The sequence below is a fragment of the Aneurinibacillus terranovensis DSM 18919 genome (genome assembly GCF_000430625.1).
Taxonomy (GTDB): domain Bacteria; phylum Bacillota; class Bacilli; order Aneurinibacillales; family Aneurinibacillaceae; genus Aneurinibacillus_B; species Aneurinibacillus_B terranovensis.
The window spans coordinates 105,964-120,695 of record NZ_KE387172.1 but is presented as its reverse complement, the minus strand read 5'-3'; the positions used below and the strand labels follow the sequence as shown (position 1 = coordinate 120,695).

15 protein-coding genes and 3 pseudogenes are annotated in these 14,732 nt (G+C 42.2%); 3 read left to right on the top strand and 15 right to left on the bottom strand.

Features of this window, described 5'->3' with window-relative positions; translation table 11 throughout:
• A pseudogene (locus H525_RS29715) lies at positions 1 to 132 on the top strand (transposase); the annotation flags it as partial.
• Between the two features lie 255 nt (positions 133 to 387).
• Here H525_RS29715 and H525_RS29075 read toward each other — a convergent pair.
• The 4 genes from H525_RS29075 to H525_RS0117385 form a co-directional block, all read right to left on the bottom strand.
• A complete protein-coding gene (locus H525_RS29075; RefSeq protein WP_281172638.1) occupies positions 388 to 609 on the bottom strand; it encodes a tyrosine-type recombinase/integrase in 222 nt (73 codons plus the stop codon).
• Positions 610 to 640: 31 nt separating this feature from the next.
• The gene (locus H525_RS24600) at positions 641 to 1,300 is read right to left on the bottom strand and encodes a site-specific integrase (RefSeq protein WP_281172637.1); all 660 of its coding nucleotides are present in this window, start codon (positions 1,298 to 1,300) and stop codon (positions 641 to 643) included.
• 246 nt (positions 1,301 to 1,546) lie between these two features.
• Positions 1,547 to 1,801 (bottom strand): hypothetical protein, encoded by a 255-nt coding sequence (locus H525_RS29710; RefSeq protein WP_211237033.1) that lies wholly within the window; start codon positions 1,799 to 1,801, stop codon positions 1,547 to 1,549.
• A gap of 196 nt (positions 1,802 to 1,997) precedes the next feature.
• Complete coding sequence (locus H525_RS0117385; RefSeq protein ID WP_027417224.1) at positions 1,998 to 3,449, bottom strand: aminotransferase-like domain-containing protein; 1,452 nt, start codon at positions 3,447 to 3,449, stop codon at positions 1,998 to 2,000.
• A 132-nt stretch (positions 3,450 to 3,581) separates the two neighbouring features.
• Between H525_RS0117385 and H525_RS0117380 the strand changes: the two genes are divergently transcribed.
• Both H525_RS0117380 and H525_RS26645 read left to right on the top strand, forming a co-directional pair.
• A complete protein-coding gene (locus tag H525_RS0117380; RefSeq protein ID WP_027417223.1) occupies positions 3,582 to 4,133 on the top strand; it encodes a pyridoxamine 5'-phosphate oxidase family protein in 552 nt (183 codons plus the stop codon).
• Positions 4,129 to 4,515, top strand: a pseudogene (locus H525_RS26645) (SDR family NAD(P)-dependent oxidoreductase); the annotation flags it as partial. The gene H525_RS0117380 and the pseudogene H525_RS26645, both read left to right, overlap by 5 nt.
• Before the next feature lie 64 nt (positions 4,516 to 4,579).
• On the opposite strand, the gene H525_RS0117370 reads toward H525_RS26645, so the two are convergent.
• From H525_RS0117370 to H525_RS0117320, 11 genes and pseudogenes are all read right to left on the bottom strand, one after another.
• Complete coding sequence (locus H525_RS0117370; RefSeq protein WP_027417221.1) at positions 4,580 to 5,170, bottom strand: CDP-alcohol phosphatidyltransferase family protein; 591 nt, start codon at positions 5,168 to 5,170, stop codon at positions 4,580 to 4,582.
• 527 nt (positions 5,171 to 5,697) lie between these two features.
• Positions 5,698 to 6,678 carry a peptide-methionine (S)-S-oxide reductase MsrA gene (gene msrA / locus H525_RS0117360; RefSeq protein ID WP_027417220.1) on the bottom strand — a complete coding sequence of 327 codons (981 nt, stop codon included), beginning with the start codon at positions 6,676 to 6,678 and terminating at the stop codon, positions 5,698 to 5,700.
• 15 nt (positions 6,679 to 6,693) lie between these two features.
• A pseudogene (locus H525_RS26640) lies at positions 6,694 to 6,816 on the bottom strand (YjbQ family protein); the annotation flags it as partial.
• Between the two features lie 338 nt (positions 6,817 to 7,154).
• Positions 7,155 to 7,982: an MIP/aquaporin family protein gene (locus tag H525_RS0117355; RefSeq protein ID WP_027417219.1), complete on the bottom strand. Its 828-nt coding sequence runs from the start codon at positions 7,980 to 7,982 to the stop codon at positions 7,155 to 7,157.
• 61 nt (positions 7,983 to 8,043) lie between these two features.
• Complete coding sequence (locus H525_RS24590) at positions 8,044 to 8,304, bottom strand: HPr family phosphocarrier protein (RefSeq protein ID WP_027417218.1); 261 nt, start codon at positions 8,302 to 8,304, stop codon at positions 8,044 to 8,046.
• Positions 8,305 to 8,323: 19 nt separating this feature from the next.
• Positions 8,324 to 8,719 carry a dihydroxyacetone kinase phosphoryl donor subunit DhaM gene (gene dhaM, locus H525_RS0117345; RefSeq protein WP_027417217.1) on the bottom strand — a complete coding sequence of 132 codons (396 nt, stop codon included), beginning with the start codon at positions 8,717 to 8,719 and terminating at the stop codon, positions 8,324 to 8,326.
• Positions 8,719 to 9,372: a dihydroxyacetone kinase subunit DhaL gene (gene dhaL / locus H525_RS0117340; RefSeq protein WP_027417216.1), complete on the bottom strand. Its 654-nt coding sequence runs from the start codon at positions 9,370 to 9,372 to the stop codon at positions 8,719 to 8,721. Before dhaL ends, dhaM begins: the two co-directional genes overlap by 1 nt.
• Before the next feature lie 15 nt (positions 9,373 to 9,387).
• A complete protein-coding gene (gene dhaK / locus H525_RS0117335) occupies positions 9,388 to 10,383 on the bottom strand; it encodes a dihydroxyacetone kinase subunit DhaK (protein ID WP_027417215.1) in 996 nt (331 codons plus the stop codon).
• 125 nt (positions 10,384 to 10,508) lie between these two features.
• On the bottom strand, positions 10,509 to 12,548 hold the full coding sequence (locus tag H525_RS29070) for a sigma 54-interacting transcriptional regulator (protein ID WP_211237032.1): 2,040 nt from the start codon (positions 12,546 to 12,548) through the stop codon (positions 10,509 to 10,511).
• Between the two features lie 212 nt (positions 12,549 to 12,760).
• Positions 12,761 to 13,879: a neutral/alkaline non-lysosomal ceramidase N-terminal domain-containing protein gene (locus tag H525_RS0117325; protein WP_027417213.1), complete on the bottom strand. Its 1,119-nt coding sequence runs from the start codon at positions 13,877 to 13,879 to the stop codon at positions 12,761 to 12,763.
• Positions 13,879 to 14,616, bottom strand: a complete 738-nt coding sequence (locus H525_RS0117320) for a sugar isomerase domain-containing protein (protein WP_027417212.1) — start codon at positions 14,614 to 14,616, stop codon at positions 13,879 to 13,881. The genes H525_RS0117325 and H525_RS0117320 overlap by 1 nt, the downstream gene beginning before the upstream one ends.
• Positions 14,617 to 14,732: the final 116 nt, after the last annotated feature.

Here is a 14,732-nt window from a genome sequence, read left to right as displayed (position 1 = left end):
AATACCGACATCGAATTTATCATGATGGATGCTGGCTATGACCAGCTAAAGAATTATGAAGCTGCTCATGAACTGAACGCACAAGCGATCATTCCGCTTAATTTACGAAATGAAAAAGAACCACCAACGGGATGTAACCGACAAGTTCATTTGAACAGATTTCGCCAATTAAGTTTGAACACTTGCTGGAAATTTCCAGTGGCTTGACATGGAGCCTCTATGGGCATGATTCCTTGCAAAAGGGCGATACCACAAGGGTTTCGCATGCCAAAGAAGGCTATCATGCCCATCTCTCCATGCAAAGCCACTGGAAATTTGTGTTCAATACACTTCTTCAAAAAAGATTACTTAAGAAAGCTGCCTCGACAATATGAGGCAGCTTTCTTGTTAAATTTCAAATGAATCAATGGCCTTTTTCTTATTCTCAAAATCAACATGCGTATAAACAGAAACAGTTGCCAGATTTTCGTGACCCAACAACTCCTGTAGAGTTCGTAAATCCACTTTATCGAACCCTTCTTTTTTGTTGTGCAGCAGAAGAGTTGCAAACGTATGTCGCAAGTGGTGAAGAGAGAAACGGGTAGGAGGGAGACCAGCCCGTTTTAACACGTCTTTAAAAATTCGATGCAGCCCCCTAGGATCAATACGCTGACCAAAGCGATTTCAGAAAAACAGGCTCACCGGGGTGAAGCTGATCCTGGCGCAGAGATTTTCGATAGCTGATAAACAATGGGATTACAGAGGCGTGAAGGGGGAGTAAGCGTTCTTTACTTCGCTTTCCCATGACGCGAACGGTGTTTGTCCCAAAATCGATATGCTCCCAGTTCAAGTCGACCAGTTCCTGACGTCTCATCCCTGTAGTAGCCAGAAACTTAAACATGAGTTCATTGCGAATCGCGAAGTCATGTTCTTCACATTCAAGCTTCCTAAACAACATGCGTAGTTCTTCCAGTTTCATGTAGACAGGGAGTCGTTTGTCAGTTTTAGGCGAATCAACTCCGCTCATAAAGTCAATGTCGATCCATTTTTCCCGTACGCAGTAGTGGCTGAACGATTTGAGACAGGAAATACGCCGCTGGAGTGTACGGGGTTTAATTCCATATGAGAGAACCTGATCCTGGATAAAACGACGAGCTGTCGTAATGTCAAGGGATTTCAACTCGACGGAACGCTGCTGCTTATGTAGAAAAGAACAAAAACAGTGTAGATCAAACGCATAGCTGCGCAGCGTATTCGGCGAATAGTTTTTTTCAACTTCTAAATAAAACAAAAAATCATCGACGGCTTTTTGAACATCCATACACAACGACCTCCAAAAAAATGTGTTACAGGGACATGCTCGAGTATTATGGGACGAAACGATGCATTATGGATGTGACCCCGAGAGTTATTCAGATGCTGATTTCATTATCAGGACATTGGAGGGGAGGAAGTTCCCGATAATGAATCTTATCAGAACAACGAACCGAAAGTTATTGGGACGCCTGGATTTTTTCTTAGTTAACATAATATATATTATCGGACGTTAGAAAACAACTTTAAAATTTTAAACAATCATCTCACAAACCAATATTTCTTTTGTTTTTGAGATGATATAGATTTCTTTAATTTCTTTTCTGTCGCCTCTGTATGTTCGATTAGACTGGTAATCCATTCTGCCTATCCATTGCTCGAAAGGTTGCCAGAGATATACTTTGAGCCATCTACTGATTTGCAATAGACTGTGCTGATTGTTCTTTTCCAGTTTGACAAGGAGCAACAAGCAGTAGGCAAAAGAGCGAGACATAATTAATCGTAACACGTTATCCACTCGTTTTTGTGGAGTTCCAAGCAGGATCATTGAACAATCGGCATGATGTCCCTCCCCTCAACGATCTTCTTTTATATTTTATGTCCGATACATTATACTTTGCCGGGGGAGTTTGATTTCTTTTTCAACCCTGTTGTCTGTCCCCCCCCTTACATTTTAAAATGCCGACCCACCTAGGTCGGATCGTTCAGGAATTTGCCATTTGCATGCCCAGTACTTCTCCGATTCGGCGAAGTCCCTCATCCAGCATTTGTGGCGATAAGCTGCCAAATTTCACTTGAAATCCCGGTACAGGATCCTCCACAGCAAACGCGTCAGCAGGCATCACGTATACATGTCGTGCGAGACATTGTTCGAAAAAGTCCATGCTCGTAAAGTTCCCGGGCGCGTATACCCATGTGCATACTCCCATAGCAGGTTCATTGAAACTGAATGGATCCGGTGTCCACCGAGTTAAGCTGTCAATCATCGCATCACGCGCTTTTTTCAACGTAGCGCGAAGACCGGCAAGGTATTCCGGAATATTGACGCGTTCCCATACATTTAACAGAAGCTGCTGGCTAATGACACTTGTGGTGCTGTCGAGTAAATACTTGGCTCGTTCGAGACGTTCGGTATGCGCTTCAGGTACAACCATATAGCCCAGCCGTAAGTTTGGGTGGGTAATCGTACTAAACGAGCTCATATAAAACACCGGTACCTTGCTCTGCCCTTTGCCGTTTTTTGCCAAACTGTATAAGGTGGACGGCGGCAACGGGCTGTAATACAATTCGCCGAAATATTCATCCTCTATGATTTTAAAGCCGTAATGAACGGCAAGGGTAAGTACGGCTTGCTTTGTTTCATGCGTCCAGGATGCCCCTGTCGGATAATGGGCATTCGGCATGGCATACAGCATTGCAAGCGGTTCTCTCCTGCATACTTCCATTAAATGTTCCACATCGATCCCATCGCTTCCGAGTTTTATGGGCACAATCCTGGCCCCCCGGTCACGAAACACATCTCTTGCCGGGAGATAGCACATTTCAGGGACGCCTACAATATCGCCAGGCTTAATAAATTGATCGGTAATAAGCCAGAGAGCTTGCTGTGTACCGCTTACGATGCAGATTGATTTTTCCTCCGCCCAAAATCCGCGAGCTGCAAGCAGCCCCTGGATCCGTGAACGCAGCGGAATCAGTCCAAACGGTTCCAGTTCCTCTTGTATAAACGCAAGTTCTACAGCAGCTCCCGCTTCTTGCTGAAAGGCGCGCATTAATTCTCTGTCCGGTGGCAGTGTTACACCGGAAACTGGAAGAATGCCTGGTGTGTCTCTATACTTTTTCATTTCAGTCAGAAGGAGCGTTCGTTTTTCGCCGCGATGCGGGGGAAGCATCACAAGTGAAGGTGGCAAGGTGGGCGTTACCCTTGTGCCATGGTGCGGGCGGCTCTCGATCCAGCCGTCTTTTTTCAACGTGTGATAAGCTTTTTGTACGGTTTCTAAGCTAACCTGTAGATTTGATGATAATTGGCGTACGGTAGGTAGAGATTGCCCGGGTTTGAGGAGTCGGGCGCGGATCGCATGCACTAATTGTTCTGCTATTTGTTTCGAGAGCGGAACCCGGCTAGAACGATGTAAACGAAAATACGGAATTGACAAAGCTTTTTCTCCTCTATATACTTTTAAAAATTTGCGTTCAATGTTCTGTTTCTAACAGATTAGCAGAACAATCGCGTGATATCAATAATGAGGAGGAGCCTGACGATGACGAAACTAATGAAAAGTGAAAACATGCGGCATATGCGCCGAACTGTGGGAGAAATGAACGATCCTGCCGAAATAGAGAAGTTTTTACATACCGCACGTGTCGGTTATTTGGGGCTTGTTGATAATGAGGGAACATATGTTGTGCCTCTCAACTTCGTCTGGCATGAAGGGTACCTTTATTTTCACGGCAGCCAGGACGGCCGTAAAATTGATGCTCTTAATCACCCTGCAACCGTTTGTTTCACAGTAGCTGAAGAATATGGAACCATTGCAGACCCTATCCCGGCACATACGGATACCGCATACAAAAGTGTAATGGTGTTTGGAAAACCGGAACGTGTCGCTTCTTTAGACGAAGCAACCGAAGTTTTGCAGGCAATGCTGGATAAGTATGTTCCCGGCTATTATCCGGCATCGCTTGCGCAAAGCCACGTGGACAAATATCGATCCAATATGGGCAGCCGGACGGTCGTTTACCGGATCATACCTGAGCATGTAACGGGAAAAAGCAATCCTGTTAATACGGACAGAATGTTCTTCACTGGCCGCACACAGCAGGATGATCTCAAATGTTAACATATCCTCCGGTTTGGCGATTACACCGGGTGCGTGGGTTCCGATTTATAGTGCGACAAAAGCGGCGTTGCACTCCTTTTCGATAAGTCTGAGGCTGCAATTGTCCAAAACAAACGGTAATGTTGTTGAAGTCTTCCCTCCAGCTGTTAATAATGACCTGTGAGGTGTCGGATTGCATACATTTGGCGCACCTTTGGATGATTTTGCAGACGTTGTGTTTAAAGGGTTCGAGAACGGCGATTTGGAAATCGGGTATGGACTTAGCGCTGCGAGAGATGAGATTGAGCAGGCAACAAAGCAGGCATATAAATATATCCTGGTTTGTTCCTCTGTTTTCCCCATTTTTTTCTCCTCCCTTCTCTCCCTCCTTTCATTTGTGTAATAGATGGACGAAACATGACTGCATACCCTATTTACAGAATTCTTATGGCAAAATAGCCGGTGTGCTACTTAAATAAAACTTTAGTGGCTTTTATATTCCTGCGAAAATACGCTGCTGTTGAATAAATAGTTAATAAAACCGCAATCAACATCACTGAAGTATCGATTGGTGGCGGGGTTATAAAACGAATAGAATAACCGCCGAACATCATAACAAGGATCGCGAATATTTGAACCGGAAATCGTATGTTGTCAATGCGATTTACAATTAGGGTAACCCCTTCGGCAACGGCTATCGTTTTAAAAGCGGTGATAATGATTTCAGCACTGATCACAATCATGGCAAGGAATGAAGAGATTTGATGCGTTTGAACAAGAAACAGAAGCCCGGATATGATGGATACTTTATTCGTCAGCGAATCCAGGAATTTTCCGAGCTTTGTTACCTCTTTTCTTTTCCTTGCGATATAACCGTCTAGTGTACTGATGGCTGTGGAAATAAAGAATGCCAAGATACCAATAAAATGGCCATCATTTAAAACAGATGTATTTCCAGAAACCCAATGAGCTGACCATGGAAAACCAGGACTCATTATAAACATAAAGATAAGGATAAGGGTTATTCTTACTAAGGTGATTCTAGTTGCAACATTCATTTTTATACTCCCTGGATGTAATTTTTCAAATGAATTTCATACCCATTCTTCATTAGGTTCCCTCATTTTCTGTGGGTTCCGGCAAACAAAATACCATTCCCGCTAAAAGGCACAGTAATACACTTTCAACAAAGAAACCGATTCCGACTGTATATCCAATAACAATGCCGAAAAAAACGCTTATGATCACTTTCTGCATAATTAGCTTCATTTTCACCACGTTTTCTCATCATTTTTTAATCTTTATCCATTATAATATTTAAATGTTACAGGAATATGTCAAACGATGGTATTTTGTATCATAAAAGGAATGATATTCTTTTATTTACTAAAAAACCCCCTATTTATCCCGAACCCAGGGACAAATAGGGGGTTTTCCATTGTCTTCTCCGAAACCTTGATTGCGTTTAGTTGAGAGAAACACATCAACTTTTTGGGTTGGGCCGTAATTCACTTCACTAAGTCGGTCCATCGAATTAATTTTATAATCAAGAATTGCTTAATGGATGGCTAGGATTTGCTAAATGCTACTCCTTTTTCTCGAACAAGTGCGCGTATTCGGCGTACCCTTCTTTCTCCAGGTCCGCTTTCGGGATAAATCGGAGGGCGGCCGAATTAATGCAGTAGCGCAAACCAGCGGGACCGGGGCCATCATCAAAAACATGGCCGAGATGAGAATTCGCTCCTTTACTCCGCACTTCCGTCCGGATCATAAAGTGGCTGAAATCCGCCTTTTCTTCAATAGTCTCCGGGTGCAGTGGCTTCGTAAAGCTTGGCCAGCCGCATCCGGAATCGTATTTATCAAGCGAGCTGAAAAGCGGCTCACCCGAGACGACATCAACATAGAGGCCCTCTTTTTTGTTATCCCAGAATTCATTGTTAAATGGCGGTTCCGTCGCATTGTTTTGGGTTACTTCATACTGGAGCGGAGTTAGTCTGTTTTTCAGCAGAATTTTGTCTTCCACATCGTTCCAATGTTTGTCAATGAACGCTTGGCGGCCTGAACCCTGGCGATAACGGTTGTAATGCAGCGGGTTCTTTTTATGATAGTTTTGATGGTATTCTTCCGCGGGATAAAACGTGGAAGCAGGAAGAATTTGCGTCACGATCGGCTTAGGAAACCGGCCGCTTTCCGCAAGCGCTTTTTTTGATGCTTCCGCTTTACGCTTTTGTTCCTCGTTATGATAAAAAATAGCTGTTTGGTATGAGGAGCCACGGTCATAGAATTGGCCTCCCGCATCGGTTGGATCAATCTGGTGCCAATAAATATCAAGCAGCTTTTCATATGGGAAGACCGAAGGATCAAAGGTAATTTGCACCGCTTCATAATGCCCCGTGGTATGTGTACATACCTCCTCATAGGTGGGGTTCTCCTTATCTCCACCCGTATAACCGGATACCACTTTTATGATTCCCGGCATTTCTTCAAACGGTGACACCATGCACCAGAAACACCCGCCCGCAAAGGTGGCCAGTTCGCGCTGATTTGCGTTTGTACTGTTGCTCATATGATCACTCCATTCTTAAGGCTCTATTTCACTCCTAATCTTTTCGACTTTTACGTAAAACGTGCGCCTTCGCGGCCAGTCAAACTCACAGAAATAAATCCCCCGCCATGTACCAAGGACGAGTTTCCCGTCAGCTAACGTCAATCATATGGTCGCGTTTTACCGTTTAATTTTCATTTTATGTATTATTAGCATCTCTCCTTCTTTAATCTTTTTCCCTATATTCATTAGGTTTAAAAGATGACCAGCTTTTTATGTTAATTGTAATCCACCGTCAGTGAAAAAGCAGCCCTCTATGCGGTTGCTTTTGTGCTATTCCGTTTTTTTTTTTCAAAGTAATAAAGGGAAAAGAATACATGCGGCAGCGACCGGTTTGTTAGTGAAAATAGATGAGGATGTGAAAAATATGGAGGGGGAGTTCAGTAGTGACTACCCCAACTCCCTTCAAGATGTACGCTTATTAACTTGAACTTGACTTAACCAACCAATTTGTTTTGTTTACCGGTGTGCTCTTGTGTCTTCTTATTTCCCATCTGTACAAAAGCAATCGCTGTGAGTAAGACTAATCCTAATCCCCACATGGCCAAAGAAGCGGTTCCTTTGTAAATGGAATGATAGAAAACAGCTCCTAACACTCCGCCAATAATCGGTCCAACCACAGGAATCCAAGCATATTTCCAATCAGAGGGCCCTTTACCAGCTATAGGTAGCAGAAAATGCGCAATACGAGGCCCTAAATCACGGGCCGGATTGATCGCGTAACCGGTTGTTCCCCCTAAAGAGAGACCGATCGCGACAACCAAGAATCCTACGATTAATGGATTTAATCCTTCTGTAAATTTGTTAACACCAATGGCTAGAATGCCAAATACAAGAACAAACGTACCAATAATTTCACTCATTAGATTTGCATTCCTATTTGGAATAGCAGGACCCGTAGAGAATGCAGCCAATTTAAGACTGGCATCGTCCGTTTCTTTCCAATGAGGAAAATATTGTAACCATATAATAACCGCTCCCAACAAAGCTCCAATCATCTGAGCGAGAATATACTTGGGAACATCCGTCCAAGGAAACAATCCAATAGAAGCGAGTCCAATTGTCACAGCAGGATTCAAGTGCGCTCCGCTTATGCTTCCAACCGAATATACACCGACGGCAACGGCTAATCCCCATCCCATAGTAATGACAATCCAACCTGAATTTTGGGCTTTTGACTTGTTTAGCACAACCCCAGCGACTACCCCGTCTCCCAAAATAACAAGAATCATCGTTCCAATAATTTCCGCAATAAATGGAGTCATTTTATTTTCCCCCTTTAGAATTGAGATATGCTGATTCCGGAGTTATTTCAGATTTGATGGGCTAACGTTCTCCCTGTAAAAATTTTTCTATGAAAATCAACGCTTCTTCTGCATCCTCACCATTTATAATTGTTTTTAATACAGTCCCTTGTTGAACAGCAAGCCCCATTAATTGAAGAATGCTTTTTGCATTTATTTTTTTCACTCCATATTGAAATTCTATTGAACTTTCAAAATCCTTTATTTTTGTGATTAGCTCGCTTGCCGGTCGAGCATGGATGCCATCTTCTCGACCTACCACCAATTCCTTTTCGATTACCATGAAAAAACGCTCCCTTAATTTATATTTTTACGAGTGATTTTGCCTCACGTGCTACCTTAATCACTTCTTCCAGTGTACTGCCACATCCAGATTCAACGAGCGCCGCATAGGCCCCTTCCACTAATGGGGAATCTGCAATATGAACGTTAGTGATGTTATCTTCCGCTAACCGCTCCATTGCTAATTCAGTATTGATTAAAGCGCTGCCAAGGTCAAAGAAGACAATAACACCTTTATCAGAGCAAACTGATTTTATGGCACTGTGTATCTTATCCACACTTGTACCGATTTCCTCCTCATCCGTTCCCCCTGCTAAGGCAATTGGAACATGGGGATTCAGCTGAGAAAGCAATTGTTTTAAGCCTTTGACCAACTCAGGACTGTGAGAAACAAGCACAACCCCAACATATTCCATTACGATATCCCCCTTTTTACATCTTCGGTAACGTTCCCTTCAATAAGGATCGAGCATAGGGTTTCAAACAAGATACAAGATGAAACGGCACCTGGATCTAAGTGTCCGATTGATCTTTTTCCTAAAAAGGAAGCACGTCCCTTCTTGGCTTCTAATCCCTTTGTATTTTCCGCTTGTTCTCTGGCATAGAAGGCCAGTTCCTGAAAGTTTATCGTGTTTCCGTTTTGTTGAATATACTGTGTGACCGGCTCCCACACGTCCAGCATGGTTTTATCTCCCATCTGCGATCTGCCCCTTAGCTTGATACCGCTTACAGATTCTTGAAAGGCTTGCCCTAACTCACTTATTGTGATTTCCTGTTTTCCTTTCAATACCTGCCCCGCTTTCATAAAAGCAGTGCCAAATAACGGACCGGAAGCACCCCCAACCTTCGAAACAAGTACCATTCCAATATCTTGAAGTAATTTTCCAACATCATCATAAGCAGTCTGATGTATTTTATTGATGATCTCTTTAAAACCTCTGGTCATGTTGATTCCATGATCTCCATCGCCTATCGCTTGATCAAGCTGTGTTAGATATTCTTTCTGTCTATCTATTTGTGCATTCGCTAATTCAATCCATCTTATGATTTGGTTAGATTTAATTAACATAGTAGTCCCTCCAGGTTATTTCTTCCAAGCGATAGTGTTAGCAGGTGATTCAAGCAACTCAATGAGTTGATCATCCAGTTTTAAGATAGTGATAGAACATCCGGCCATTTCGATTGATGTCATATATTCACCTACATAAGTATCGTAAACGGAAATATGCTTGCTTCTTAAGATTTGGGATACTTTTTTATTCAAAATGTAAAGTTCCATTAACGGGGTTGCTCCAAGGCCGTTGATCATTACCGCTACTCGATCCCCAGAGGATAATTTCATATCGTCCAGGATACGGGATAAAAGGATCTCTGCAATCTCATCGGCTGAAGCTATGGCGGTTCGGTAAGTACCTGGTTCCCCATGGATTCCAATGCCAATTTCCATTTCCTTTTCCCCGATTTCAAAACTAGGTTTTCCAGCGGCGGGAACGATACAAGGAGTTAAGGCTATTCCCATGCTTCGCACACGATGAATCACCTTGTTAGCTACCTGTTCCACTTCTGCTAAAGAAGCCCCTTTTTCAGCAAGGGCTCCAGCTATCTTGTGAACGAAAACTGTTCCCGCAATTCCCCTGCGCCCCGTTGTAAATGTGCTATTTTCAACCGCGACATCATCATTTACAATGACTTTGGCAACCTGAATCCCTTCGGCTTCTGCTAACTCAGCAGCCATTTCAAAATTCATCAAATCTCCTGAGTAGTTTTTAATAATCAATAGAATCCCATTCCCGGTATTAACAGCTTTCATTGCTTCAAGAATCTGATCGGGTGTCGGTGAAGTAAAGACCTCTCCCGCCACGGCCGCATCGAGCATTCCTGCTCCAACAAATCCGGCATGAGCTGGTTCATGTCCGCTTCCGCCCCCACTAACTAAAGCAACCTTGCCTTGCACTGGAGCATTAGCACGAATAAGAACATTGGTTTCTGATAGGTTTTTCAATTTGTCAGGATGGGCTAAAACCATTCCATCAATCATGTCGCGTACCACTTGTTCAGGGTTATTAATCAATTTTTTCATGATAACCTTTCCTTCCTCCTAAGTTGATTTTCACCCTTTAATATTCGCAAAATCCGTGCCAATATTTGAACGTCCTAAAATGCCTGCTTTCCGCAAATTTTCTCTGCTGTTATTGGTAAAAAGTATCAACCCGGCTGATACTTTTTACCAAGATAGGCTTCAAGGTTATATTTTCTTACCTTACTTGCTACTGTTTTATGGGTCATTCCTAGTGCTTTTCCGGCAGCATTAAAACTCGGGAAAAATTGAATAGCATATTTCAATATTTCTTTCTCATATTCTTCCATGGGAAGAATTTTGTTTCCTTTTAATAGGGATATGTTTATGCCGTTATCTTTTGAGGAGGAAGAATAAATATAGTCTGGTAAATCTTTTAAGCGCAGCTTTTCTCCTTCGCTTAAATTTATGGCCCGTTCCAGTACATTCTCGAGCTCTCTAATATTCCCTGGCCAATTATATTCCATAAGGGAATCCATAAAACCGTTTTCATAGGACTTGATATTTTTTTCCAAGCACTCGTTAAATTGAACCCTAAAATAATCAACGAGAAGCGGAATGTCCAGTTTTCTCTTTCGCAGAGGAGGAAGATGAATGGGGATTACATTGAGTCTATAGTACAAATCTTCTCGAAAATCCCCGTTTTGAACCATTTTTTGCAGATCATGATTGGTTGCGGCGATGACTCTTACATCTAACTTGATCGTCACATTTCCGCCAATTCGCTCCACTTCTCTTTCCTGTAAAACGCGCAAAAGTTTTGCTTGAAGCTCAAAATTAAGATCGCCAATTTCATCCAGAAAAATGGTTCCCGTATGAGCCAGTTCAAACTTCCCTCTTCGCATTTGGAATGCTCCTGTAAACGCCCCTTTTTCATGACCAAAAAGTTCACTTTCTATTAAATTGGCAGGAATGGCAGCACAATTTACCCGGATAAAAGGCTTTCCTTTCCTTTGGCTAGCTTCATGTACGCCTTTAGCAACAAGTTCTTTTCCCGTTCCGCTTTCCCCTGTTATTAGTATCGTAGAATCTGATTTCGCTACTTTGTTAGCTATAGCAAGGCTATCGATAAGCTCCTCACTATACCCTACAATGTGGGTAAAAGAATCGTTTAATGCTTCATGTCTGGACAGTTCTTGTTCTAGGTATTTCGCCCGTTCTTTTTCGATGTCCAGTTGTTCCAATAAGGATTTGGTTTCATGAAAAGGACTCATGGTTAAAATCGTTCCGCGAAATTCACCGTCTACCAGTATAGGATTTAATTTCGTAATATAGGGATACTCCTGTTCTAGATAAACTAATTCAGCGATGGATTGAAAAGACTGGAAAACCACATTGCATTTTTCCTTACCGAGAATCGATTGAACCGAGTTCTTTTTCTTTAACCGTTTTAGTAAAGAATCTATGCCGGGATTGCAGTAGATAAAATTTCCCTGTTGATCAGAAAGCGCAATAAGATCCTCTACAGAGTGTAAGACAAGTTCCAGCTGTTTCTTAAGTTCTTTCACTTCCTTCAGTTCTTTGCTTAACTCTTCTACAGCGGAAATATCCTGAAATAATGCAACAGCTCCCACAATTTCGTCATCAAAAAGGATGGGCGACCGATTGGTTATGATCACGCGGCTTCCCAATTGTTGCGGCTTAGCAATTTCGGTTTTTCCGGTTTGTAGTACATATTGAAGTCTAGAGTGAGGAATGACTATGTCTGCCCTCTGATTTAACAATTGATCATCAGATATCTCTAAAAGTTCCGTTGCTTCTTTATTGACGTATGTAATCCGATTTTCTTTATTCACGACAATGATACCGTTAGGAAGGCTAGAAAGAACTGCTTCAACAGTAATGGAATTTTCGATGAGAAGCTGGTCGGTTTGAAGTTGGTCAGAAAAATCACCTTGTTCATTTTCGATGAAGGCCTTGATCTCCCCTATTACTCTTGGATGTACTTCTTCTTCAAAAAGAAGCGCTATTTTTTCTCCTTTTTTTATTTTCAAGGATACAATAGCTAGTAGGCTGGTTATCGGGATTTTCTTTCCATTATATAAAACATAAATATTTTTTAAGATATTCGCATCTTTTAAGAGTGATTGTAATTTAGCAATAAGTGTAGCTGCCATACGGACATGCAGTCCATTTGTTTTATTGACCGTAACTTCTATTTGCTGCATAATGATCCCTCAATTCATGATTCAACTTTCATATAAAATTATATAATGAAATTTATACTAACGTTTAATTAATTTAATCAGGCATGAAATAGGTGACCGTTCTTTTGTTATCCATACTTGAAATCTAGCTTGAAAACGTGCTAAAGCCAAAGGGGGCAAGAATAGATTACTTATTCTTGCCCCCTTTAAAACTTAAAGCTACATTCCGATTTTTATTTAAAAGCTAAATCGCCTGGTTCCACCATTTTTCTTACTTCTTCCATAAGAAAATTCTTTTCCTTCTGCTCAAAACGAGTCACTTCTACTTCATAGCCTTCTTCTTTGTAGGCCTGATCCGTAAGAATATATCCAATGTAATCATTGGCGTACCCGATGATAAAAAGTTCACGATTAAACTTTTTTAATTGGAGCCCTTCCCCAGTAAATAATTCGCCCGGAAAGAAGACAAGGGTAAGGATCCCGAGACGCAGAACCTGAAGAAGAGATGTTATTTTTCTTCCGTTTTTTTGCTCCAAAGTAATTTCCTTTTCTTGTGCCTTAATTGTATGAATAGCTACTTCTTCACATTGTATTTGTTTTATATCATGTAAGAGAATCCCGCCTAATCTTTCTACTTCAAGGGGCGTTGCTTTGTCTCTTTGAAATCGGGTGCTAATGTCTCCTGCCGCTCCATTAAAGAATAGATTAATTCCCCCGTCAGCTTCCATCTCCTTCATAATCCATCCGGCATAATCACCTGATATATTCAGGTTTGTATGGTCTAAAACTGTCGGATGACAGCTGTAATTGACCAAACTACCGATTCTAACTCCCTCTTCCGAGATAAATTGTAAAAGTAGAATCTGGTTGTCAAAAATCCCGCCTTTTTTTCTCCGGTTGCCGCCAAGGCGGCCCTTTCCTGTCCCTTTAAACATGCTCGCTTTTTGCAGGTTATTTTGCGCATCCTTTATCGAAAGAACAACTTTTTCCTTTATTCTTTTTCTTATTTCTATATCCATTCTGGGTTCCTCTAACCAAAGCCCTTTGTGAAGATGAGCCGGGAATCCTTCGTATGAAGAGTGGGTATGGGTAGCGCCGATAAAAATATGCTTCTTTTCGACAGGCAATAATTGAGAGATTTCTTCGCGTAAGGTGTGTGCAAATGCTAGATCAATGCCGAGCAGTTCCAGAGAAATTAATACAAAAAACTCGTTATGCCACTTTAAAATCATCGTTCGGGAAAAAACAGGAAGGTGGATGTTTTGAGACACACCCTCCCGTTTTTCATATCCGCCCAATTGCACAGAGGACTCCGGTGTCATGTCAGCTTTGCCAAACCCTGCGTACAGCATTAGAAAAGCCTCACTCTTTGGCTGTAGTGTTCGATTAATTCGCGGTTCCTTTCTACGGCTCCTTGCGTATCAACGTTAACACTTTGAATGATGGGCGGAACCTTGCCCAGAGTTTTTAATTCTTCCGCCGTTTGTACGAGAAGGCCATTCACAAGGGCTGCTCCTACTACTGTGGAAGTGGGTCCCATTTTCATTCCGCCACCCATTTCAACAACGGCATCCCCGATGACACTGCCATTATCAATCACCATATCGGCTATTTCGAAAAGTTTTTTACCGGATGAATGCCGTGACGGTTCGTTTTTATACTGAAGGGAAGTCAACCCGATGGTGTAAAGCCCTCTTTTCTTTGCTTCGATAGCCATCTCAATAGGAACCGCATTTCTTCCGGAATTTGAAATAATAATGACGGCGTCTTCAGCTTTTACTCTATATTTATCAAGGATAACGGAAGCAAAACCTTCAACCTTTTCCAGCCAGCTGCTCTGTTCCGCTCCGTGATGAAGCATAAGATTCGGCTCAAGCATAGCGTTTGTACAGGCGAGTCCCCCTGCTCTAAAAAAAGCCTCTTCTACGATCATATGAGAATGCCCGGTTCCAAACAAATGAATAATTCCTTCTCTGACCACTCTTTTTGCCAGCTCTTTTGCAGCGATTTTGATCTCGTTCTTTTGGCTTGCAAGTACCTCCGACAAAATGCTGGTAACGGTTTTGCTGTACTGTTCATACGCTTCCATAGTTTATTCTCCTTCCACCCTGCCTTTTTGGTAGATAAGAAAGCGTAATAGCTTTCTTATCTACATAAGGGCAACTGAGGCAATCGCCGTGGCCCCGTTTGGCATCAGCCAAGTTA

Bases quoted from the DNA above. Each gene is read 5' to 3' on its own strand.
- dhaM (WP_027417217.1), bottom strand. From the start codon at position 8,719: ATGGAATATGTTGGGGTTGTGCTTGTTTCTCACAGTCCTGAGTTGGTC.
- H525_RS24590 (WP_027417218.1), bottom strand. From the start codon at position 8,304: ATGGTAATCGAAAAGGAATTGGTGGTAGGTCGAGAAGATGGCATCCAT.
- H525_RS0117370 (WP_027417221.1), bottom strand. From the start codon at position 5,170: ATGAATGTTGCAACTAGAATCACCTTAGTAAGAATAACCCTTATCCTT.
- H525_RS0117325 (WP_027417213.1), bottom strand. From the start codon at position 13,879: ATGCTGTACGCAGGGTTTGGCAAAGCTGACATGACACCGGAGTCCTCT.
- H525_RS0117320 (WP_027417212.1), bottom strand. From the start codon at position 14,616: ATGGAAGCGTATGAACAGTACAGCAAAACCGTTACCAGCATTTTGTCG.
- H525_RS0117355 (WP_027417219.1), bottom strand. From the start codon at position 7,982: ATGACTCCATTTATTGCGGAAATTATTGGAACGATGATTCTTGTTATT.
- H525_RS24600 (WP_281172637.1), bottom strand. From the start codon at position 1,300: ATGGATGTTCAAAAAGCCGTCGATGATTTTTTGTTTTATTTAGAAGTT.
- H525_RS29070 (WP_211237032.1), bottom strand. From the start codon at position 12,548: ATGCAGCAAATAGAAGTTACGGTCAATAAAACAAATGGACTGCATGTC.
- dhaK (WP_027417215.1), bottom strand. From the start codon at position 10,383: ATGAAAAAATTGATTAATAACCCTGAACAAGTGGTACGCGACATGATT.
- msrA (WP_027417220.1), bottom strand. From the start codon at position 6,678: ATGAGCAACAGTACAAACGCAAATCAGCGCGAACTGGCCACCTTTGCG.
- dhaL (WP_027417216.1), bottom strand. From the start codon at position 9,372: ATGTTAATTAAATCTAACCAAATCATAAGATGGATTGAATTAGCGAAT.
- H525_RS0117380 (WP_027417223.1), top strand. From the start codon at position 3,582: ATGCGGCATATGCGCCGAACTGTGGGAGAAATGAACGATCCTGCCGAA.